The organism is Pseudonocardia ammonioxydans (assembly GCF_900115005.1).
In the GTDB taxonomy this organism is placed as follows: domain Bacteria; phylum Actinomycetota; class Actinomycetes; order Mycobacteriales; family Pseudonocardiaceae; genus Pseudonocardia; species Pseudonocardia ammonioxydans.
The window spans coordinates 1-18,855 of record NZ_FOUY01000064.1 but is presented as its reverse complement, the minus strand read 5'-3'; the positions used below and the strand labels follow the sequence as shown (position 1 = coordinate 18,855).

The 18,855-nt window shown below is 71.1% G+C and carries 16 protein-coding genes and 3 pseudogenes; 6 read left to right on the top strand and 13 right to left on the bottom strand.

The window, feature by feature from the left end:
* Nucleotides 1-156: 156 nt before the first annotated feature.
* From BM093_RS31420 to BM093_RS31400, 6 genes and pseudogenes are all read right to left on the bottom strand, one after another.
* Nucleotides 157-971 (bottom strand): annotated as a pseudogene (locus BM093_RS31420) (amidohydrolase family protein).
* 138 nt (nt 972-1,109) lie between these two features.
* Nucleotides 1,110-1,525: pseudogene (locus BM093_RS31415) on the bottom strand (GlcG/HbpS family heme-binding protein).
* Nucleotides 1,526-1,578: 53 nt separating this feature from the next.
* Nucleotides 1,579-2,727, bottom strand: a complete 1,149-nt coding sequence (locus tag BM093_RS31410) for a glutathione-independent formaldehyde dehydrogenase (protein ID WP_093355730.1) — start codon at nt 2,725-2,727, stop codon at nt 1,579-1,581.
* A 47-nt stretch (nt 2,728-2,774) separates the two neighbouring features.
* Nucleotides 2,775-3,332 (bottom strand): type 1 glutamine amidotransferase domain-containing protein, encoded by a 558-nt coding sequence (locus tag BM093_RS31405; protein ID WP_093355726.1) that lies wholly within the window; start codon nt 3,330-3,332, stop codon nt 2,775-2,777.
* A 167-nt stretch (nt 3,333-3,499) separates the two neighbouring features.
* Nucleotides 3,500-3,742, bottom strand: a pseudogene (locus tag BM093_RS38465) (STAS domain-containing protein); the annotation flags it as partial.
* A 369-nt stretch (nt 3,743-4,111) separates the two neighbouring features.
* On the bottom strand, nt 4,112-5,899 hold the full coding sequence (locus tag BM093_RS31400; RefSeq protein WP_245773930.1) for an IS481 family transposase: 1,788 nt from the start codon (nt 5,897-5,899) through the stop codon (nt 4,112-4,114).
* 393 nt (nt 5,900-6,292) lie between these two features.
* Here BM093_RS31400 and BM093_RS31395 point away from each other — a divergent pair, with 393 nt between their 5' ends.
* Nucleotides 6,293-6,628 (top strand): DUF4288 domain-containing protein, encoded by a 336-nt coding sequence (locus tag BM093_RS31395; RefSeq protein WP_177238817.1) that lies wholly within the window; start codon nt 6,293-6,295, stop codon nt 6,626-6,628.
* Between the two features lie 73 nt (nt 6,629-6,701).
* On the top strand, nt 6,702-6,998 hold the full coding sequence (locus tag BM093_RS31390; protein ID WP_093355713.1) for a hypothetical protein: 297 nt from the start codon (nt 6,702-6,704) through the stop codon (nt 6,996-6,998).
* Nucleotides 6,999-7,382: 384 nt separating this feature from the next.
* Here the strand turns inward: BM093_RS31390 and BM093_RS31385 are convergent, their stop codons facing one another.
* Nucleotides 7,383-8,027 (bottom strand): DUF1453 domain-containing protein, encoded by a 645-nt coding sequence (locus BM093_RS31385; RefSeq protein ID WP_218163016.1) that lies wholly within the window; start codon nt 8,025-8,027, stop codon nt 7,383-7,385.
* Nucleotides 8,028-8,094: 67 nt separating this feature from the next.
* Between BM093_RS31385 and BM093_RS31380 the strand changes: the two genes are divergently transcribed.
* On the top strand, nt 8,095-8,685 hold the full coding sequence (locus BM093_RS31380; protein ID WP_093355709.1) for a TetR/AcrR family transcriptional regulator: 591 nt from the start codon (nt 8,095-8,097) through the stop codon (nt 8,683-8,685).
* 164 nt (nt 8,686-8,849) lie between these two features.
* Here BM093_RS31380 and BM093_RS31375 read toward each other — a convergent pair whose 3' ends face one another.
* From BM093_RS31375 to BM093_RS31365, 3 genes are all read right to left on the bottom strand, one after another.
* The gene (locus tag BM093_RS31375; RefSeq protein ID WP_093355705.1) at nt 8,850-9,458 is read right to left on the bottom strand and encodes a TetR/AcrR family transcriptional regulator; all 609 of its coding nucleotides are present in this window, start codon (nt 9,456-9,458) and stop codon (nt 8,850-8,852) included.
* Between the two features lie 16 nt (nt 9,459-9,474).
* A complete protein-coding gene (locus BM093_RS31370; protein ID WP_093355697.1) occupies nt 9,475-10,713 on the bottom strand; it encodes an acyltransferase family protein in 1,239 nt (412 codons plus the stop codon).
* A 121-nt stretch (nt 10,714-10,834) separates the two neighbouring features.
* Complete coding sequence (locus tag BM093_RS31365; RefSeq protein WP_245773929.1) at nt 10,835-11,476, bottom strand: TetR/AcrR family transcriptional regulator; 642 nt, start codon at nt 11,474-11,476, stop codon at nt 10,835-10,837.
* Nucleotides 11,477-11,538: 62 nt separating this feature from the next.
* Here BM093_RS31365 and BM093_RS31360 point away from each other — a divergent pair, with 62 nt between their 5' ends.
* From BM093_RS31360 to BM093_RS31350, 3 genes are all read left to right on the top strand, one after another.
* A complete protein-coding gene (locus BM093_RS31360) occupies nt 11,539-12,945 on the top strand; it encodes an amidase (protein ID WP_218163015.1) in 1,407 nt (468 codons plus the stop codon).
* Nucleotides 12,946-13,038: 93 nt separating this feature from the next.
* Nucleotides 13,039-14,916, top strand: a complete 1,878-nt coding sequence (locus tag BM093_RS31355) for a S9 family peptidase (RefSeq protein ID WP_093355682.1) — start codon at nt 13,039-13,041, stop codon at nt 14,914-14,916.
* 53 nt (nt 14,917-14,969) lie between these two features.
* A complete protein-coding gene (locus tag BM093_RS31350; protein WP_093355678.1) occupies nt 14,970-15,998 on the top strand; it encodes an FAD-dependent oxidoreductase in 1,029 nt (342 codons plus the stop codon).
* Between the two features lie 3 nt (nt 15,999-16,001).
* Here BM093_RS31350 and BM093_RS31345 read toward each other — a convergent pair whose 3' ends face one another.
* From BM093_RS31345 to BM093_RS31335, 3 genes are all read right to left on the bottom strand, one after another.
* A complete protein-coding gene (locus tag BM093_RS31345; protein ID WP_218163014.1) occupies nt 16,002-16,493 on the bottom strand; it encodes a GNAT family N-acetyltransferase in 492 nt (163 codons plus the stop codon).
* Nucleotides 16,494-16,527: 34 nt separating this feature from the next.
* Nucleotides 16,528-18,525 carry a heavy metal translocating P-type ATPase gene (locus BM093_RS31340; RefSeq protein ID WP_342743058.1) on the bottom strand — a complete coding sequence of 666 codons (1,998 nt, stop codon included), beginning with the start codon at nt 18,523-18,525 and terminating at the stop codon, nt 16,528-16,530.
* Between the two features lie 8 nt (nt 18,526-18,533).
* Nucleotides 18,534-18,855 (bottom strand): integrase core domain-containing protein (locus tag BM093_RS31335; protein ID WP_143105632.1); only part of this gene is annotated, 322 nt, incomplete at its 5' end.

Sequence of the window (18,855 nt, the reverse complement as noted above, 5' to 3'; positions counted from 1 at the left end):
CCGGCCGGCGGGGTAGCGTCGGACACGTCGAGGTCTTTCGGATGGATGGCGTAGGAACCTCCATCGTCGGGAGACCTCGACGTCTATCTGCGGACCGACGCGCCCGGCCGACCTACACCCTCATCTGGGAAGAGCCACGTTGTGTGGGGGATGCTGTTACGACGACAGCGGTTGATCCGAGCGAGCCAGCGTCGCCGCGGCGGGCGCTCGCACGCCGTAGAAGCGCTCGGCGGTGTGGGCCCAGAATGCGTCGACCGCGGCGGGTCCCGCCTCCGTGACGAGCTGGTCGGTGAGTGCGACCACGTCGGTGTAGGCGAGCAGCTGGCTGGAGACCGGCCAGTCGCTGCCGAACATGACACGGTCGGCGCCGAAGGTCTCGAACAGGAAGTCCGCGTAAGGCTGAACTGCGCCGGCGACCAGCCGGGGCCGACTTCGGTGAGCATTCCGGAGAACTTGCACCACGTGTTGGGCCGCTCGGCCAACCGCCGCATCCACTGCCGCCACTGGTCGTCGGCGTCCGGCCGGTAGGCGGGTTTGGATAGGTGGTTGATCACTGCCGGCAGCTCTGGGACCGCCGCCAGCGCGGCATCGAGGGCGGGCAGGTGCTCGGTGTGGGTGAGGGCCTCGAACCGGAGCCCCAGCTCGTGGAGCCGCTCGAGGTTGGCGTGCACCTGTGGGTGGGCGACCCAGTTCGGGTCGGGCAGGTCGTGGATCATGGGTCGTACCGCCCGCAGATACTCGTCGGCGGCGAGCTCGGCCAGCAGCTCGGCGTCCTCGGGCTGGTCGAGGGCCACCCACCCGGTCACCCCGAGTACGAAGTCGGTGGTGTGGGCGAGCTCAAGCAGGAACCGGGTCTCGTCCACCGTCGGTGCGGCCTGCACCACGATCGTCCCGCCGACCCCGGTGGCTTCGAGGGCCGGGGCGAGGTGCTCGGGCAGGTGATCCCCGCGCAGCGGCCCGTCCGTGGGCATCCAGTGGTAGTCGCCGCGCTCGACCCGCGCGGCGCTCCACAGGTGGTGGTGGGCATCCAACCGCCTGCCGCGCAGAACCTCGGGGGATGAGTCATCGGCACTCCTGACGCGCGTTCGGGACGGTCGGCGGGCTCCGGGTTAGAACGCGGCCATGGCCGCCTCGACGACGACCTGGTCCTGCTCGCCGGTGCCTCCGGAGACTCCGACACCGCCGACGACATTGCCGTTGCTCCCGCGCAGTGGCAGACCTCCGGCGAAGATCATCACGCGGCCGTGGTTGGAGTCGCTGATGCCGTAGAACTGCTCGCCGGGCTGGGAGTTCTTCGCGAGGTCACCGGTCGAGGTGTCGAAGGCCCGCGCGGTGAAGGCCTTGTTGATCGAGATGTCGATGCTGCCCATCCAGGCGTCGTCCATCCGGATGTGTGCGACCAGGTTCCCCCGCCCGCGTCGACCACGGCCACGTTGCTCGGAGACCCGATCTCGCGGGCCTTCTGCTCGCCCGCGGCGATGACCCTGCGGGCATCGTCGAGGGTCACTGTCTCGATCTGTCTCATCGTCGCCTCTTCCGAGGTCTGGTCGCCGGGTTCGGCGGTCAGATCGGGTTGATTCAGCTGGGCTGGGTGGGGTTGAGGACGACCTTGGTCCAGCCCTCGTCACGGGCGTCGAAGTGCTGGTAGGCGTCGGGCGCCTGGTCGAGGGTCAGGTTGTGGGACACGATCCAGGACGGGGTGATCTTGTTCTCGGCGATGAGGTTGCGCAGGTGACGGTTGTAGCGTTTGACCGGCGCCTGTCCGCAGCCCATCTGCTGGCCCTTGAACCAGAAGGTGCCGAAGTCGAAGCGGGCCTTGCCCTGTTGGGCGAGCTCGTCGGGGGCACCGGGGTCCTGGGGGATGAACACGCCGACGGTGCCGATGCCGCCGGTGAACTTCACCGAGGCGACCAGGTTGTTGAGGGTCAGCGCGTTGTCCTCGTTGCCCTGGGGGTCGTGGGCCTGGTAGCCGACGCACTCGGCGCCGCGGTCGGCGCCGCGGCCGCCTGTCTGCTCCATGACCTGGTCGACCGGGGAGCCCTTCGAGTCGTCGATCGGGATCGCGCCGATCTGTTCGGCCAGCTTGAGCCGGTCGGGGTGGCGGTCGACGACCATCACCTTCGCCGCGCCCTTCACCGTCGCTGACAGGGCGGCCATCAGACCGACCGGACCGCCGCCGTAGATCACGATGGTCTCGCCCGGTGTCAGCCCGGACATCTCCACTGCGTGCCAGCCGGTGGGCAGGATGTCGGAGAGCATCGTGTAGTCGTTCTGTTTGCCCTTGGCGTCCTCGGGCAGGCGCAGGCACTGGAAATCGCCCCACGGGATGCGCAGGTACTCGGCCTGCCCGCCGGCCCAGCCGCCCATGTCGGCGAAGCCGTAGGCGCCACCTGCTACACCGGGTTCGTTGGCGGTCAGGCAGTAGTTGGTCAGTCCATGTTCGCAGTTGTTGCAGTGCCCGCAGCTGACGTTGAACGGGACGGACACCATGTCCCCGACCCGGATCTTGTCGACGCCGCCGCCGACCTCGATGACCTCGCCGAGGTTCTCGTGGCCGAAGATGCGGCCCTGCTCGAAGTCGGTGCGTCCTTCGTACATGTGCAGGTCCGACCCGCAGATGTTGGTCGAGGTGATCTTCACCAGGACGTCGGTGGGCTTCTCGATCCGGGCGTCGGGGACCTCGTCGACGCTGACCTGGCGGGGACCGTGATAGACGAGTGCCTTCATGAGCACGTTCCTTCGCTTGTTCGGGTGCCGTGGCGGTCGGTGGTGGGTCAGGCCGCAGCCGGGACGGCCGCGAACTGTTCGACGATCGCCGCGCAGAACGCGGGCAGGTCGAACGGTGACCGGCTGGTGATGAACTGGCCGTCGATGCAGACCTCTTCGTCGACGACCTCGGCGCCGGCGTTGCGCAGGTCGGTGCGGATCGAGGCCCACGAGGTGAGTCGCCGACCTCGGATCACGTCGGCCTCGGCGAGGGTCCACGGGCCGTGGCAGATCGAGGCGACCGGCTTGCCGGTGCCCACGAAAGCGCGCACGAACTCCACCGCGGTGGGGTCGGTGCGCAACTGGTCGGGGTTGACCGTGCCGCCGGGCAGCAGCAGCGCGTCGTAGTCGCTCACCGACGCCTCGCCGACCTGCTTGTCGACGGTGATCGTGCCGGCCGGGTCCTTGTCCCACTCCCGTGCCCAGAGAGACCCGGTGTGCAGTGAGAGCACCTCGACGGTGGCGCCGGCTCCGTAGAGGGCGCCGCGGGGCAGATCGAGTTCGACACGCTCGACCCCGTCCGCGGCCAGGATCGCGACCGTGCGGCCGCGCAGTTCGTGGGCCATGACTGTTCCTCCTTGATCATCGGGCGGACCCGGGCTCAACGGGATCGCATTACGCCTACCCCCGTCCGCCGGATGCCACACCATGTGGTGTTCATCAAGAGTCGGATGGTCCGATTCACCGGCGATCGGTGTCCGTGTCGGGGTGGTCGCGGTAGGGCGGTGAAGGGTCAGGGCGGAGTCGAGCCCGGTGAGCTGCAGCAGCCGCCGGGGGTGGCGGCCGAGTGGGTGAGCACCAGCCAGCACGGGTAGGCGCGGAACTGGCGGTTGGCGCCCACAAGGACCCGGAGGCTCCCGGCCGCGCCCAGGAACTCCAGCTCGCGCAGGTCCAGGACCAGGTAGTAGACCCCTGTCTCACACAGCCCGTCGAGCAGCGTGACCAGAGTGGGCGCGGTGGCCAGGTCCAGCTCACCGCGCGCCGGGACCCGGCAGCGGGGCGGACGGCCCCCGTGGGCTCAGCGACCCGTCCACATGGGCAAGATCTTGAACACGACGGCACCGCAGTATGAGACGTCCGAGAAGTCCTCGACCCGGTTAACAGACGCCGTGATCGAGTACGCCGGTTCAATCGCGCATCGCCTCAACACGCCCAGTCGGTCTGGGCTGGGGTGGCTCAGATCGGATGGCGAACCGACGGTCTGTCGTCGCCAGTCGACCCGAGCCACCGCAGACCAAGGACGCATAGTGGCTCAGATCGACTGGCACCGGACACTCGCGTGTCCAACTGTCGGGTCTCACCTGATGCTTGACGTTCCTGTCCCGGGTGATGGTTGACGTTCGGGCTAGGAAACTGTGCGGTCTATCTGGGCCTTGAGGTTACGGATCGCGCCGGTGCTGGTGCGGCTGACGGTGCGTTGAGCGCCGTCGACGAGGTCGACGGTGATCGTGTGTTCGGCGACGTGGGCGGTGACCACGGTGCGGGCCTGGTCGCGGCCGAGCGCGATGAGCTGGCGGGCGATCATGATGGTGCCGGTGGCCGAGACTCGGCGGGTGACGGTGACCGGCTCGGTGCTCGGTCGTGGTGGCGGGCCGGCGGGTCGGGCGCCGCGCAGGTGTCGGGCCTGGTCGTAGGTCAGCGGGTTCGGTCTGGTGCGCAGCAGTTCCCGGGTTTCGGGGTCGAAGATCAGCAGGACGTGGTCGTCGATGCGGATGGTGACCCGGCGCCCGCCGAGGATTTCCGCAGCGGGGTGCCAGTGTCCGGCCAGGGCAATGTTGCCGAGGCGCGAGACGGTGCGGTCGATCTCGATCGCGGTGCCGTCGGGTTCGGCCGGTGGCAGCGGTGGCGGGCCGGCGGGGCGGCCTCCGGTCGCGGCGAGGGTGGCGAGCTGGTCGTCGGTGTAGGGGGAGCGGACGGTCTTGATCCGTGCCCCGCCGGCGGACAGGTGTATGACCTGGGCGTCGGCCCAGAACGTGATGGTGACCCCGGCGCGGAGCGGGCCGAGCCAGAACTGCTTGCCGAGAACGGCGAGGTTCCCCGAGGCGGGGACGACCCGCTCGAACTCCACCGGCCCGCCCCGATAGATCTCGATCTCGGTGCTCGTCTCGTCGTCCGGGGCCGGGCCGGGGTGCTCAGGGCCCTCTGCCGGGACGGGCGCGGCGGTGAGCCGGGCGGGCAGCCGCAGCGGGAGCAGGTCCTCGTCGCCGCGCTGGTGCTGGCTGGGGGCGAAGCGGTCGACCGGGCAGGCCATCTCGATCGCCTGGTGCGGGCGGGTGCAGTTGTAGTCGGCGATCCAGGAGTCCAGCGCCGCCTGCGCCGCGGTCAGGGTGTCGAAGGGTTCGGCGTGGTCGAGCAGCTCGCGGCGCAGGGTCTGGTGGAAGCGTTCGACCTTCCCGGTGGTGGTCGGGGTGGCGGGCTGGGTGAGGCGGTGGGTGATGGCGTTGTCGCGGCAGATCCGGTCGAACAACACCTCGCCGCCGCGGCCGAAGCGGGCGGTGAACTGCTTGCCGTTGTCGCTCAGGACCTCGTCGGGGATGCCGTAGCGGCGCAGCGCGTCGGCGAAGGCGAGGCAGACCGCGCGGCCGGTCGCCCGGACCATGACGGTGGCGATGACGGCGAAGCGGGAGTGGTCATCGACCCCGGTCACGATCTTCGCTTCGGTGACCGTGCCGTCCGGGGCGCGCAGGTGGATGCCGCCGACGATGTCGAGCTGCCAGAGCGCCATGGGCTCCGGGCGTTCCCAGCGCCGGTAGTCCGAGCGCAGCTTGCGGCGGCGACGGGGTTCGACCAGGCCGTTGCGGTGCAGGATCCGCGCCACCGTGCTGCGCGACGGGGCCTGGGCGCCGAAGCGGGGAGCGAGTTCATGGGCGATCCGGCGTGGTCCCCAGCGGGGGTTGCCGCGCCGCATCTCGCAGACCGCCACCTCCACTGTCTCGGATGCCTGGTGCGGGCAGGAGTCCGGGCGGTGTGAGCGTGAGGCCAGCCCGGCCAGTCCGTCGGCGCGGTAGCGGGTGATCCAGGTGTGCAGGGTCTGCCGGGAGACGCCGAACTGGGCCGCGACCTGATAGCGCGGTTCGCCTTGCTCGACGGCCAGCACAGCGCGGTAGCGCTGCTCGACCACGGTCATGTCCACCAGGGCCAATCCCAGCCTCCCCGCCACCCGCTGACCAGCACGGACAGCGGACAGGAAAGCCGATCAGGCCCGAACGTCAAGCATCAGGTGAGACCGGAACGTCAAGCATCAGCCGGGACACGACACGCACAGCCCGCTCGTGTCCGGTGAGGACTTTCTTTACGTCTTCAAGCCGGCCCTGACGGGCCGGACGGGCGGCGTCGCTGCCGTCCGCCTCCTGCCTCCGGCCCGGCGGCCGGCGCGCGCACGCCCGCCCCCGGCAGACGAGCTCGAAACGCGAGAAGACCGCACCCCGGAACGCCCGAAGGTGCGGCAATGAGGCTGAGCCGGCCCGGGTGCATCTCAGGGTTTCGGCCTGAGGTGAGCCGGTCGGAACGGGACGACGATGCGGACATGGCCACCGAGACGCTGTTCGTCGCCATCCTCCTGTCCGAGTCGTCGTCATCTGCGCCGGACTACCGGCCGCTCTACCGCGAGGACATCGTCACGCTGCGGGCCCCGTCACTGCGCGAGGCACGCGATCGGGTAAAGCGACACGGACGAGACGCCCAGATCTCCTACAGCAACCAGGTGGGGGAGGAGATCAGGGATCGACTGTTGGAGGTCGTCGACGTAGCACCCGCCCTGTACGAGAACGACACCTCGCCCGCTGACCTGTACAGCCGCCACTTCCGAGACCTGACCTCCTACCGCACGTTCGAACCCCTCCTCGACGGCGAAGCCCTGTGAAGGGCCGGCCCCGCTCAGCCCAGCCCCGAGGGTCTCGGTGCCCGTCACTCCACCGAGACCCGGAAGATCCCTGATGACCGCCTCGATCCCCGGTGCCAGCATCCGGAACATGGAGAAGAGCGCGTTCCGACCGAACACCGAGCCCAAGGCCTTCTTCGAGATCAAGGTCGGCGTCTACTGCACGGAGGCGCAAGCGAGGAGGCTGGTCGACGAGATCCAACTCCTGCTGTGTCCTGATCCGGAGCACAATGGCCCTTGCCCGGTCCCCTGGACGACAGCGCATTGGGACCTCGACAGGCCGGAGGCCGCCGCGACCTACCCTGCGCTGGTGGAGCAAGTCCGGATCGAGCAGGGCGGAGATCAGAGCTAGCGCGCTGGGGAACGGGCAGTCCACCCCCGATGCCGGAAACGGTCGTACGTGGTCCGCGCGGCATCCAGGGCGAACCTGTGCGGGGCCCCTACCCCACACAGAACCGTCGCTGCGCGAGCGCCTACGGCCCCCTGGACGCCCCACGGACCACGCCCAAGCCGGCCTCTATCGGGGAAGGGCGCAGCATGGCGACTGACCACAACCGTGACCGCAACCCACCGGAGAACGGTGAGACACCACTGGACGGCTACGGATGCCTGGCCAGCCAGTTCGCGCCCACGACCTGGCGCCCCAGTGGCCTTGAAAGCGGGCGTCCGAAAGGACCGCGGGTTCGAATCCCGCCGCTTCCGCCACGGACGGCAGGCCTGGTCGCCGGTGGCGGGATCACCGCCGGCCACCCTGCGCGCCGGTGTGCGTGCCCCGCAGCCAGGCCACCCCGTCGCGCACCGACGGCGACCGGGTCAGCTCCCCGTCCGGCGGCGGCGCGACCGGCCGGGCGGCACGGACCGCGTCGACGATCTGATCGGCCCGGCTCGGGGCGCCCCGGCCCGGCCGGGTCCCGGGGGAGAACGGCAGCCCGGTGGACAGCGCCCGCATTCCCAGGACGAGGCTCTCGCCGAGCAGTCCGACGCCGATGCACAGCTGCAGCGGACGGCCGTCCGGATGTGCACCCGCGGCCGCGGCCAGCATCCCGAACCCCGCGTTGCCCGCGATCGAGAGCGCCCAGACGGCGAGGGTCGCGGGCGTGTACCGGGCGAGGAGGGCACCGTCGCGGCTGCTCAGCCGCACCGTCGCAGCGCGCACGGCGCCCAGGGCCAGGCCCAGCACCAGCGCGCCGGCCAGCCACGCGCCGTCCCCGAGGCCGATCCGATCCAGTCCCACCCCGCTGTGCAGCTGGAACAGCCCGATCGCGGTCAGTACCAGCGGTGCGCCGACGAGGTCGTCGGCGACCAGGCGGGTCCCGCGGAACCGGCGAACCACGACGACCAGGACCAGGGCGATCAGGGCGACGAGCATCCAGAGGGTCATGCCGTCATCTCCTTTGTTAGCAGGTTCGTGCCAAAACAACGTAGCAGGACCGTGCTATAAAAGCAGCATGCCCAAGGTCGTGGACGCCGACGAGCGTCGGCAGGTCATCGCGGAGGCGACGTTGCGGGTGATCGCCCGCGAGGGCGTGGAGAGCGCGACCCTCGGCCGGGTGGCGGCGGAGGCGGGGCTGGCGGTCGGCTCGGTGCGCCACTACGTGCCGACCCACGGCGAGGTCCTCGCGACCGCGATGGAACGGCTGGTCGAGCGGGTGAACGCCCGGGTGCTGGCGGTGGCCTCGGCCGAGAATCCGACCCGCGGCGCGGATGTCCTCGCCGAACTGCTCCCGCTCGACGACCGCCGCCGCGAGGAGGCGGCGGTCTGGCTCGCGCTCGCCGGGGCGAGCCGGTTCCAGGCCGAGCTCGAGCCGTTCTTCGTCCAGCTGCACCGCGGTACGCGCGAGCTGGTGCGGGTGGTCCTGACTCACGCGCAGGAGTCCGGCCGGCTGGGGCCGGGGGAGACGGTGCTGGCGGTCGAGACCGAACGCCTCGCCGCTCTCCTCGACGGGCTGGCCCTCGGGGCCGTCACCCGGCCCGAGAGTCTCTCCCCGGACGTCCTCGCCGCGGTGCTGGCCCGCCACCTCGATCGGCTCGGGCCCTGAGTCCCGCCGTCAGAGGACGCAGGTCAACGCCGTTCCTCGACGACGCTGTCGCCGGTGCCCGGGCGGGACTCCCAGCGCCAGGACTCGTGGGAGCGCAGACGTCCAGGTCAGCAGCATGATCGACGACCAGGACCGGTCGCGCTCGTGAACGTCACGGAGTCATCTCAGTCGAACAGGCCGTGCTGCAGCAGTCGCTGGTTGGCGTGGCTTCGTTCGGCGAGGGTCTCGGGTGCGAAGGGGTCGCTGCCCAGGACGGTGTGCAGGGCCGGTTCGAGCAGGAGTGGCCCGAGGATCAGGAAGAGCGTCTGGTAGGCGGCCCATCGACGCTGCTCCGGCGGTAACGCGCTGGGCTGCGGCAGCAGTCGTTCGAGTTCCCGTTCTGCGCCTGCGACGAGGCGGGCGAGCAGTGCGGCGGCGCGGTCGTCGCCGTCGACCAGTACTCGTCGTACATAGCGTCGCCGCTCCTGGTCCGCGCCGAACAGGAGCGCCGTGGCGCGCCCGACCTCGGCCAGGTCGCCGTGGTCGGTGCCTTCCTCGCGAGCTGATGCCACTGCGTGGGTGAAGGAGCCGAGCACGTCGTCGTCGACCGCGTCGCGCAGGCCGGCCTTGGAGGAGAAGTGGTAGCGGAGCAGCGCATGGGAGACCGCGGCTTCGGCGGCGATCTGGCGGGTCGTGGTGGCGTCGTAGCCCTGTTGTGCGAAGAGCTTGCGTCCGGCGGCGACGAGCGCGACGCGGGCATCGCCGCGGTTCGGCTTGGCGGGCGCTGTCGGCACGGTCGGAGCGTAGTCGTCACAGGATCGCGCGGACGACGGGTGTGCGGCGCAGGATCAGGGCGGCCGCGACGCTGAGAACGAATCCGAGCCCCCCGACGAGCAGGAAGCGGCTGCCGGCGTCGAGGGGGACGTCGCGGGCCAGGTAGTGCAGCCCGACCACGATCGGGAGATGGATCAGGTAGATCGCGAACGTGGCCTTCGCGGCGGCACGCTGCAGTCTGCTGGTGCCGCGCACGTGGTCGCGGAAGAACACCAGCATGCCGAGTGCGAACCCGACGCACAGCACCGTCTCGTAGCCGGCCCACGCGAACTGACCGGCGTTGGCGCCACCCCATGTGAAGAATCCCGTCAGTGGCTCACGGAAGATGACGTAGCCGGCACTCGACACGGCAGTGGCCGCGAACCAGGCGTAGGCGACCCGAGGCCGGATCGTCTCCAGCCAGCCCCTGCGGTAGGCCAGGACACCGGCGATCACGAACGGGAGATGCTGGGCCAGGTCGGCCGGCTCGGTCTGGATGATCTCTGCGACCGGCACCCACTCGTCGACCGGATACCAGATCCGTAGGACGGCGGTGCCGACTGCCACGACCACGGCGAAGTAGAGCACTGCGAGCCCGCTGATGCTCTCGGGCGTGCGACGGACGCCCGGCGCAGCCGGTAGGCCCCGACGGGTGCGGATGCGGTCGGCGATCGCACGCCACGCCAGGTAGATCATCGAGTAGACCAGTAGGTGCTGGATGAACCAGAGATGCCCGAACTGACGATCCGGCCAGATCGGGCCGCTCCAGCCTTCCGGCTCGGTGCCCGCGCCGAGGTAGATGTTCCAGTAGTAGTCGCCGAACCCGATCGGCCCGTGGTCCCGGAAGTTCAGGTAGTAGGCGTACATCAGGACCGGGATCAGCAGGAAGAACCCGACGAGGATCGGACCGCCCAGCTTCCTCAACCGTGGCCCGAGGTAGGGGCGCTCCCTGCGGCGGTCGACAGCGGCGGGCAGGAAGAACGCCGCGACCAGGAAGAAGAGGCTCATCTTGAACGGGGCGTCGAGGACGGCGAAGTCCTCTATCCACTGCGCCGTCGGCTGGTCCTCGACGTACCACCAGTCCTGTGGTCCGTATGCCTGCGCGGCGTGGTGAAGGATCACGAGAGCCGAGAGGGCGATCCGGATCGAGTCCAGGTAGTGCAATCGCGCCGGTCGCTCTGTTGCCGGGCCCGTGCGCTCCGGCAGTGCGGCCCCCGCCGCAGCTCCTGTTCGCATGGACAGGAGGTTAGCGAGGTCGCGACAATCCTGTCCAGTTGGACAGTTCGTCGCCGGGGTCGTAGAGGCTCGCCGGCAAGCCCGGACGAGACGCTGAGGCGAGGTCCTCCCCGGCTGCCGGTCACGCTCCGGACGACGGCTCGGCGCGCTCGTCCTCGTCGTCGGGTCTGCCCCCGGCAGCCGACCCCAACCATCCGCGCATCAGCAGCTCGACCGCGTCGACCACGACCTGGTCGGAGATCTCGTCGGGAAACAGCATGCGCTGGACGAGCAGGCCGTCCTCGAGGGCGTGCACGATCAGCGCCAGGAAGTCCGGGGCGGCGGGCGGGGTGGCATCGCGCCCGGCGAAGGCCGTCTCGACACCACGGGTGTGGGCGTCGCGGGCGATCCGTTCCCGCTCGGCCAGCAGCGGCCGGAACTCGGGGCTGCGCAGGGCGTAGAGGATCAGTTCCATGCGCAGCGACAGCCAGCCGGGCAGGTGCTCGGCGCGGGCGGTGTGCCACTCCCGCAGCGCTCCGAACGGGTCCTCCCCGCTCGTGCGGTCGGTGACCTCCTCGAGTTCCTGGAGCGTGCGCTGCTTCAGCAGGTCGACGGCGAGCTCGTGCTTGTCCGTGAAGTTGCCGTAGAACGCCCCGCGGCTGTATCCCGCGCGTTCGGCGATCTGCTCCACGGAGGCGCCGTTGACCCCCCGCTCCGCGAACAGCTCGGCGGCGGCGGCGAGCAGCCGTTCGCGGGTCTGCTGCCTGCTCTCCGCGCGGGTCATCCGGGGCATGCGACCTCCAAATGCGGTCCCGTATCCAGATACAGCTCTGTATGTTACTGGCCATGTGGAACCTGACAGCGACCGAGATGGCGGCTGCCGTGCGGTCCGGTGAGCACACCGCGGCCGAGGTGGTCGAGACCCACCTGGAGCGGATCGCCGCGGTGAACCCGACGGTCAACGCGGTCACCGCGGTGCTCGGTGACAGTGCCCGGGCGGCGGCCGCCGACATCGACCGGCGCCGGGCGTCGGGGGAACCGGTGGGACCGCTGGCGGGGGTCCCGTTCACGGTGAAGGAGAACATCGACATCGCGGGTGTCGCGACGACGCACGGCATCCCCCACTTCCGCGACGCCGTCGCCGACACCGATTCGCCCACGGTGGCGCGGCTGCGCGCGGCCGACGCGATCCCGATCGGGCACGCCAACATGCCCGACCTGACCATCGGCGGGTTCACCGACAGCCAGCTGTTCGGCGCGACGGTCAACCCGTGGGGCACGATCCGCGATCCGAGCGGCAGCAGCGGCGGTGACGGTGCCGCCGTCGCCTCGGGTATGGCGGCGATCGGGCTGGGCAACGACGCGGGTGGATCGGTGCGCGGACCGGCGCTGCACGGCGGGATCGCCGCGCTGAACCCGACCTACGGCCGGTTCCCGTGCGAACACCGGGTCGGTGGGCGTGAACCGACACTGGCCTCGCAGCTGATCCCCAAGGACGGGCCGCTCGCCCGTTCCGTCACCGACCTGCGCGCCGCCTTCGAGGTGCTCGCCGGCACCGACCCGCGCGACCCCCGGGCCGTACCCGTACCGCTGGACGGCCCGCCGTTGCCCACCCCGCGTGTCGCGGTCGTCGCCGACCCCGGTGGCCTCGGGGTGCACCCGCGGGTGCGGGCGGCGATCGACACGGCCGCCGGGATCCTCACCGATGCCGGCTACGTGGTGGAGACCGTCGCGGACGTCCCGCGGACCGCGGACGGGCTGGCGACCTACGGCACGCTGATCACCAGCGAGTTCGGTCCGGCGTGGCCGGGCATCCGCCCGTTGCTCACCGAGGACAGCGCCCGCCACATGGAGCTGAGCATGCAGCACCAGCCGCCTGCCGATCTCCGGACCTACCTGCAGGCCACCGCGGACCGGCACGCGATCGTCCGGGACTGGCACCGCTTCCTGGCCGAGTACCCGCTCGTCCTCGGGCCGGTCAGCACCGAACCGCCGGGTGATCACGACGGGGCCGAGCTCGACCGGGAGCAGAACCTGCGCCTCGCCCTCGCCCGCAGGCTGTGCACCGTCAGCTCGCTCGTGGGCGTGCCCGCCGTCGCCGTTCCGACCGGGCCGGCCGACGGGGTGCCGATGGGCGTCCAGATCCTCGGCCGTCCCTTCCGGGAGGACCTCTGCCTGGCCGCGGCGGCCGCCGTCGAGAACGCGGTCGGGGTGCTGACCCCGGTGTTCGACGTGGCCCCGGCGGGGCGATGATCCCACTTTCCGGTCGCGAGTGCGCCTTGACTGTGCCGCGACGGCCGGGTGTCTGCTGGGTCCCACAGCACATCGTTCGAAAGGGCACTGGTCATGGCGCTTCCGGAACTCATCACCGTCGAGGAATTCTTCGCCCCGCCCGAGCGCTCCGGTGCGGAGATCTCGCCGGACGGGACCCGGATCGCCTACCTGGCGCCGTGGCGCAACCGGCTCAACGTGTGGGTGCGCGGCATCGACTCCGAGGACGACGCGCGCTGCGTGACCGCCGACGAGACCCGCAGCGTGCTCGGCTTCCACTGGACCGACGACCCGCGCTGGCTGCTCTACCTGCAGGACTCCGGCGGCGACGAGAACTGGCACGTGTACCGGATCGACCTGGACGATCCCGGCTCGCCCGCGGTCGACCTCACGCCGTTCCCCGGAGCGCGCACCTGGGGGCTCGAGCTGCCCGTCGGGCGCCCGGGGAAGGCGATCGTGCAGCTCAACACCCGTCGCGTCGACGAGATCGACCTGCACGAGCTCGACATCGCCACCGGGGAGCTCACGCTGCTGGCGCAGAACCCCGGGCAGGTGATCACTTGGCTGTGTGCCCCGGACGGCGAGCTCTACGGGCAGACGTTGACGACCGAGGGCGACATCGAGCTGGCGCGGTGGGACGCCGAGACCGGGTCGTTGAGCCCGATCGTGGTGTTCGACGGGTCCGACCACCCGTTGAGCATCTCGCCGTTGCGGCTCACGCCGGACGGGACCGGCGTGTGGATCGGCTCCAACCGGGGCACCGACCGGACCCGCCTGGCCCGGGTCGACCTGGCCACCGGGGTGGAGACCGAGGTCGACAGCCATCCGAGCCTCGATCTGGTACCCGCCCCCTACCCGGCACTGATCACCCATCCGCGCACGGGCGAGCTGCGGGCGGTGCGCTATCTCGGGGAGCGGCAGGTCCTCCAGGCGGTGGACCCGCACTTCGCCGAGGTACTGAAGACGCTGGAGACCCTGTCCGACGGCGACGTCGCCGCGGTGTCGTCGGACGACGCGGGGCAGCGGTGGGTCGTCGCCTTCAACCACGACCGCGATCCGGGTGTCACCTGGTACTACGACCACAGCACGGGGGAGTCCCGGCAGCTGTTCCGCCCGCACCCGCATCTCGATCCGGAGATGATGGCGCCGATGGTGCCGGTGACGATCCCGGCGCGGGACGGGCTGAGCCTGCCCGGCTACCTGACGGTGCCGGTCGGGGTGGAGCCGACCGGGCTGCCGCTGGTCCTCGACGTGCACGGCGGCCCGTGGATGCGCGACATCTGGACGTTCGATCCGTTCGTGCAGTTGCTGGCCAACCGCGGGTACGCGGTGCTGCAGGTCAACTTCCGCGGGTCGACGGGCTACGGCAAGGCCCACACGAGGGCCGCGATCGGCGAGTTCGCCGGCGCCATGCACGACGATCTGATCGACGCCGTGAACTGGGCCGTCGAGCAGGGGTACGCCGACCGGGACCGGGTGGGGATCTACGGGGGCTCCTACGGCGGCTATGCCGCGCTGGTCGCCGTCACCTTCACCCCGGACGTGTTCGCGGCGTCCATCGACTACTGCGGCATCTCGGACCTGGCGAACTTCATGCGCACGATGCCGCCCGCGGTGCGGGGGATGATGGCCAACAACTGGTACGCCTACGTCGGCGATCCGGCGGATCCGGCACAGGAGGCCGACATGCTGGCCCGCTCACCGATCAGCCGGGTGGACGACATCCGCACACCGCTGATGGTGGTCCAGGGCGCCAACGACGTGCGGGTGGTGCAGGCCGAGTCCGACAACATCGTCGCGTCGCTGCGTGCCCGCGGTGTCGACGTCGAGTACATGGTCGCCGACGACGAGGGGCACGGGTTCGTGAACCCGGAGAACCAGATCGAGATGTACCGCGCGGCCGAGACGTTCCTCGCCCGTCACCTGGGTGGGCGCGTCGGAGGGAGCCGCTGAGCACCTCCGGTTCGTCCACGACCCCCGGGGAGTCGACGGGGTGGAATCGGCTCATGAGCACGATTCACCCGCCTGAGCACCATTTCCAGGGCCGACCCGCTGACCACGGCGGGCACGGGACGGCAGGTGCGGGGCCGGACGTCGTCGTGGTCGGGGCCGGGGTCATCGGGCTGACCACGGGGGTGTGCCTGGCCGAGAGCGGGTGGCGGGTCCAGCTCCTCACCCGCTCCGCCCCGGCCGGGACGACCTCGGCGGTCGCCTCGGCGATGATCGGCCCCAGCTTCGGCGACCCGTCCGATCCCGAGACGGTCCGCGCACGGGTCGGCATCGCCGAGTTCACCGAGCTGGCCGCCCGCGGCGACACCGGGGTCGTCTTGCGCCGGGGCCGGCTGGCCGCCCGCGGCGACGCCTCGCCGCTGCCCGGGCTGACGGCGTGTGCGCCCGCCGACCTGCCCGACGGGTTCGCCGGAGGCTCGTGGGCGCGGCTCCCGCTGGTGGACATGCCGGTCTACCTCGACCATCTCGTCGGTCGTCTCCACGCCGCCGGCGGGCGGATCGTCGAGACCGAGGTGAGGTCGTTGGCCGAGCTGGCCGAGTACACCCCACGGATCGTCCACTGCGCGGGCCTCGGGGCCCGCGAGCTCGTCGGCGACCCGCAGCTGCGCCCGGTGCGCGGTCAGCAGGTGGTGGTGGAGAACCCCGGTCTCGACGAGTTCTTCATCTCCGCGCCGTTCGAGCCGGACTGGACCGCCTACTGGCCCCATCCCGGTCATGTCGTGCTCGGCGGCAGCCAGGACGACGGCGGGACCACCGAGCCCGACCCCGTACTCGCCGACCGGATCCGGGCCCGCTGCATCGCCGTCGAACCCCGGCTCGCCACCGCGCGGGTGCTGGCCCATCAGGTGGGGCTCCGCCCGGTCCGGTCCGCCGTGCGGCTCGAGGTCGAGATGATCGGCGGGGCCCGATGCGTCCACAACTACGGGCACGGTGGAACCGGGGTCACGACCTCCTGGGGCTCCGCTCGCGAGGCGGTCGCGCTGCTCGTCGACGACCCGGTCGGGCAGCCATCGATATCCCGGTGATCTCTACTCCCGGAGGTCTTTGAAGTACCGGGCGACGGGCCACCGGGCGAAGCCGAACGCCTCGTAGGTGGACCGGGCCGCGGCATGGCCGGGGTCGTCCCCGGTCTCGACCATCACCATCCCCAGGCCGGCGGCCCGGATCCGTTCGGCGGAGCGGGCTGTGAGCGCCGCCGCGACGCCGTGCCGCTGGTGATCGGGATCGACGGCGAGGACGTGGATCTCGCCCATGTCGTCCTCCGGGTGCAGCCGGGTGCAGACCCAGCCCGCCACGCTGCCGTCCACGGTCGCCACGTCCACGTTCTGCGGTTCACCGTCGAGGACGGCGGCCAGGTCGTCGAGCTGCCGGGCCCGCCACCCGTCGGGGTAGAACGCGTCGTAGACGAAGCGCGGCACCGCGTCGTGCAGCTGCGGGAAGACCGGCTCCCAGGCCCGCAGCGAGAGGTCGAGCACCGCCCTGCGGTGCCCGGCCTCATACGGCGTCACGACGGGTGGCACGACCGGACGGTAGCGGGAACGTGCGTCGTCGTCCTCACCCCGCCGGCACGGATGCTGCCCGACGGCCGGAGGTGCGGCGACCGAGGAAGGCGGCCGCGCTGCCGGCGGGGGTCAGGTCGAGCCGGCGCAGGAGCTGGGCGTTGAGTGCGACGACGACGGTCGAGGCCGACATGAGGATCGCCCCGACGCTCATCGGGAGCACGAACCCGATCCCGGCCAGGACGCCGGCCGCCAGCGGCACCGCCGCGAGGTTGTACCCGGCGGCCCACCACAGGTTCTGCGTCATCTTCCGGTAGGTGGCGTGGGAGAGGTCGATGACCGACAGCACCGACCGGGGGTCGGAGGAGGCCAGGATGACCCCGGCCGAGCCGATGGCGACGTCGGTGCCGGCACCGATGGCGATGCCGACGTCGGCCTGGGCCAGCGCGGGCGCGTCGTTGACGCCGTCGCCGACCATCGCGACTTTCCGGCCCTCCCGCTGCAGCTCCGCGACCCTGGCGGCCTTGTCCTCCGGCCGGACCCCGGCGAAGATCCGGTCGATGCCCAGCTCGGCGCCCACGGTCGCGGCCACGGCCCGGGCGTCACCGGTGATCATGACGACCTGGACACCGGCCGCGTGCAGGGCGTCGACGGCGTCGCGGGACTCGGGCCGGATCTCGTCGGCCAGCCGCAACGCGCCGATCACCTCGCCGTCGGCGACGACGTGCAGGATGATCGCGCCCTCCGCCCGCCACCGCTCGGCGACCCCCGACTCGGCCAGTCCGTGCTGGTCCAGCAGGTAGGGGCCGCCGACCTCGATCACTGATCCGCCGACGATGGCGCGCACGCCGATCGCGGGGGACGAGGAGAACTCGCGTGCCGCGGGCACGTCGAGCCCGCGGTCCCGCGCCGCGCCCACGACCGCACCGGCCAGCGGGTGCTCGCTGTCGGACTCGGCCGCGGCGGCCAGGGCCAGCACCTCGTCGCCGTCGCGTCCCTCGACCGGCTCGACACCGGTGACGGCAGGCTCGCCCCGGGTCAGCGTGCCGGTCTTGTCGAACAGGACGGTGTCCACCGTGCGCATCGACTCCAGCGCGAGACGGTCCTTCACCAGGACACCGCCGCGGGCGGCGCGCTCGGTCGCGATCGACACCACCAGCGGGATGGCCAGCCCGAGTGCGTGCGGGCAGGCGATGACCAGCACGGTGATCGTGCGGACGACGGCGCTGTCCGGCAGCCCCACCAGTGACCAGACCAGCGCGGTGACCGCCGCGGAGCCGAGCGCGAACCAGAAGAGCCATCCCGCCGCGGTGTCGGCGATCCGCTGGGCGCGGGAGGAGGACGCCTGCGCGTCGGCGACCAGCTTCCGGATGCCGGCCAGGGCGGTGTCGTCACCGGTCGCGGTGACCTCGACGCGGAGCCCGGAGTCGGTGGCCACGGTGCCGGCGACGACCTGGTCCCCGGTGTTCCGGCGGACCGGGCGGGACTCGCCGGTCACCATCGACTCGTCCACGCTCGCCGAGCCGTCGACGATCGTCCCGTCGGCGGGGACCGAGGCGCCGGGACGTACGACGACGACGTCGCCCACGACCAGCTCCGTGGGCGCGACCGTGACCACGTCGTCGCCGTCGACCTTCTCGGCCTCGTCGGGCAGCAACGCGGCGAGGGAGTCCAGGGCCGAGGTGGTGCGGGCCAGCGAGCGCATCTCGAGCCAGTGCCCCAGCAGCATGATGACGACCAGGAGCGCCAGCTCCCACCAGAAGTTCAGCCCGTGGTCCAGGACGCCGAGGGTCGCGCCCCAGGACGCGAGGAACGCGACCGTGATGGCCAGCCCGATGAGCAGCATCATCCCCGGTGCGCGGGAACGGATCTCGGCGACCGCGCCGGTGAGGAACGGGCGGCCGCCCCAGGCGTAGACGACGGTTCCGAGCACGGGGGAGACCCACCGGACCCACTCCGCGTCGGGCAGCGGGTAGCCGACGAGGTGGGCGAACATCTCGTTGAACCCGACCACCGGCACGGACAGCGGGCCTTGACCCCGGATAGTGGACACGGGGTGGATTACGCGGCGTCCGGAACGGTAGCTGCGAAGTCTGCCTCGTAGGTGTTCGGGGTCTGGTAGCGGCAGTAGGAGTGGCGGCGTCGGGTGTTGTAGCGGGTCAACCATCGGAACAGTTGCCGACGGCAGGTGGCCTGATCGGGCCAGAACGCGTTGTCCTGCAACACTTCCCGCTTCAGGGTGGCGTTGAACGACTCGGCGAGGGCGTTGTCGGCGCTGGACCCGACCGCACCCATCGACTGCTGGACGTCGAGTCGGTCGCAGAGGTTGGCGTAGGCGCGGCTGGTGTAGACCGAGCCGTGGTCGGAGTGGAAGATCGACCCG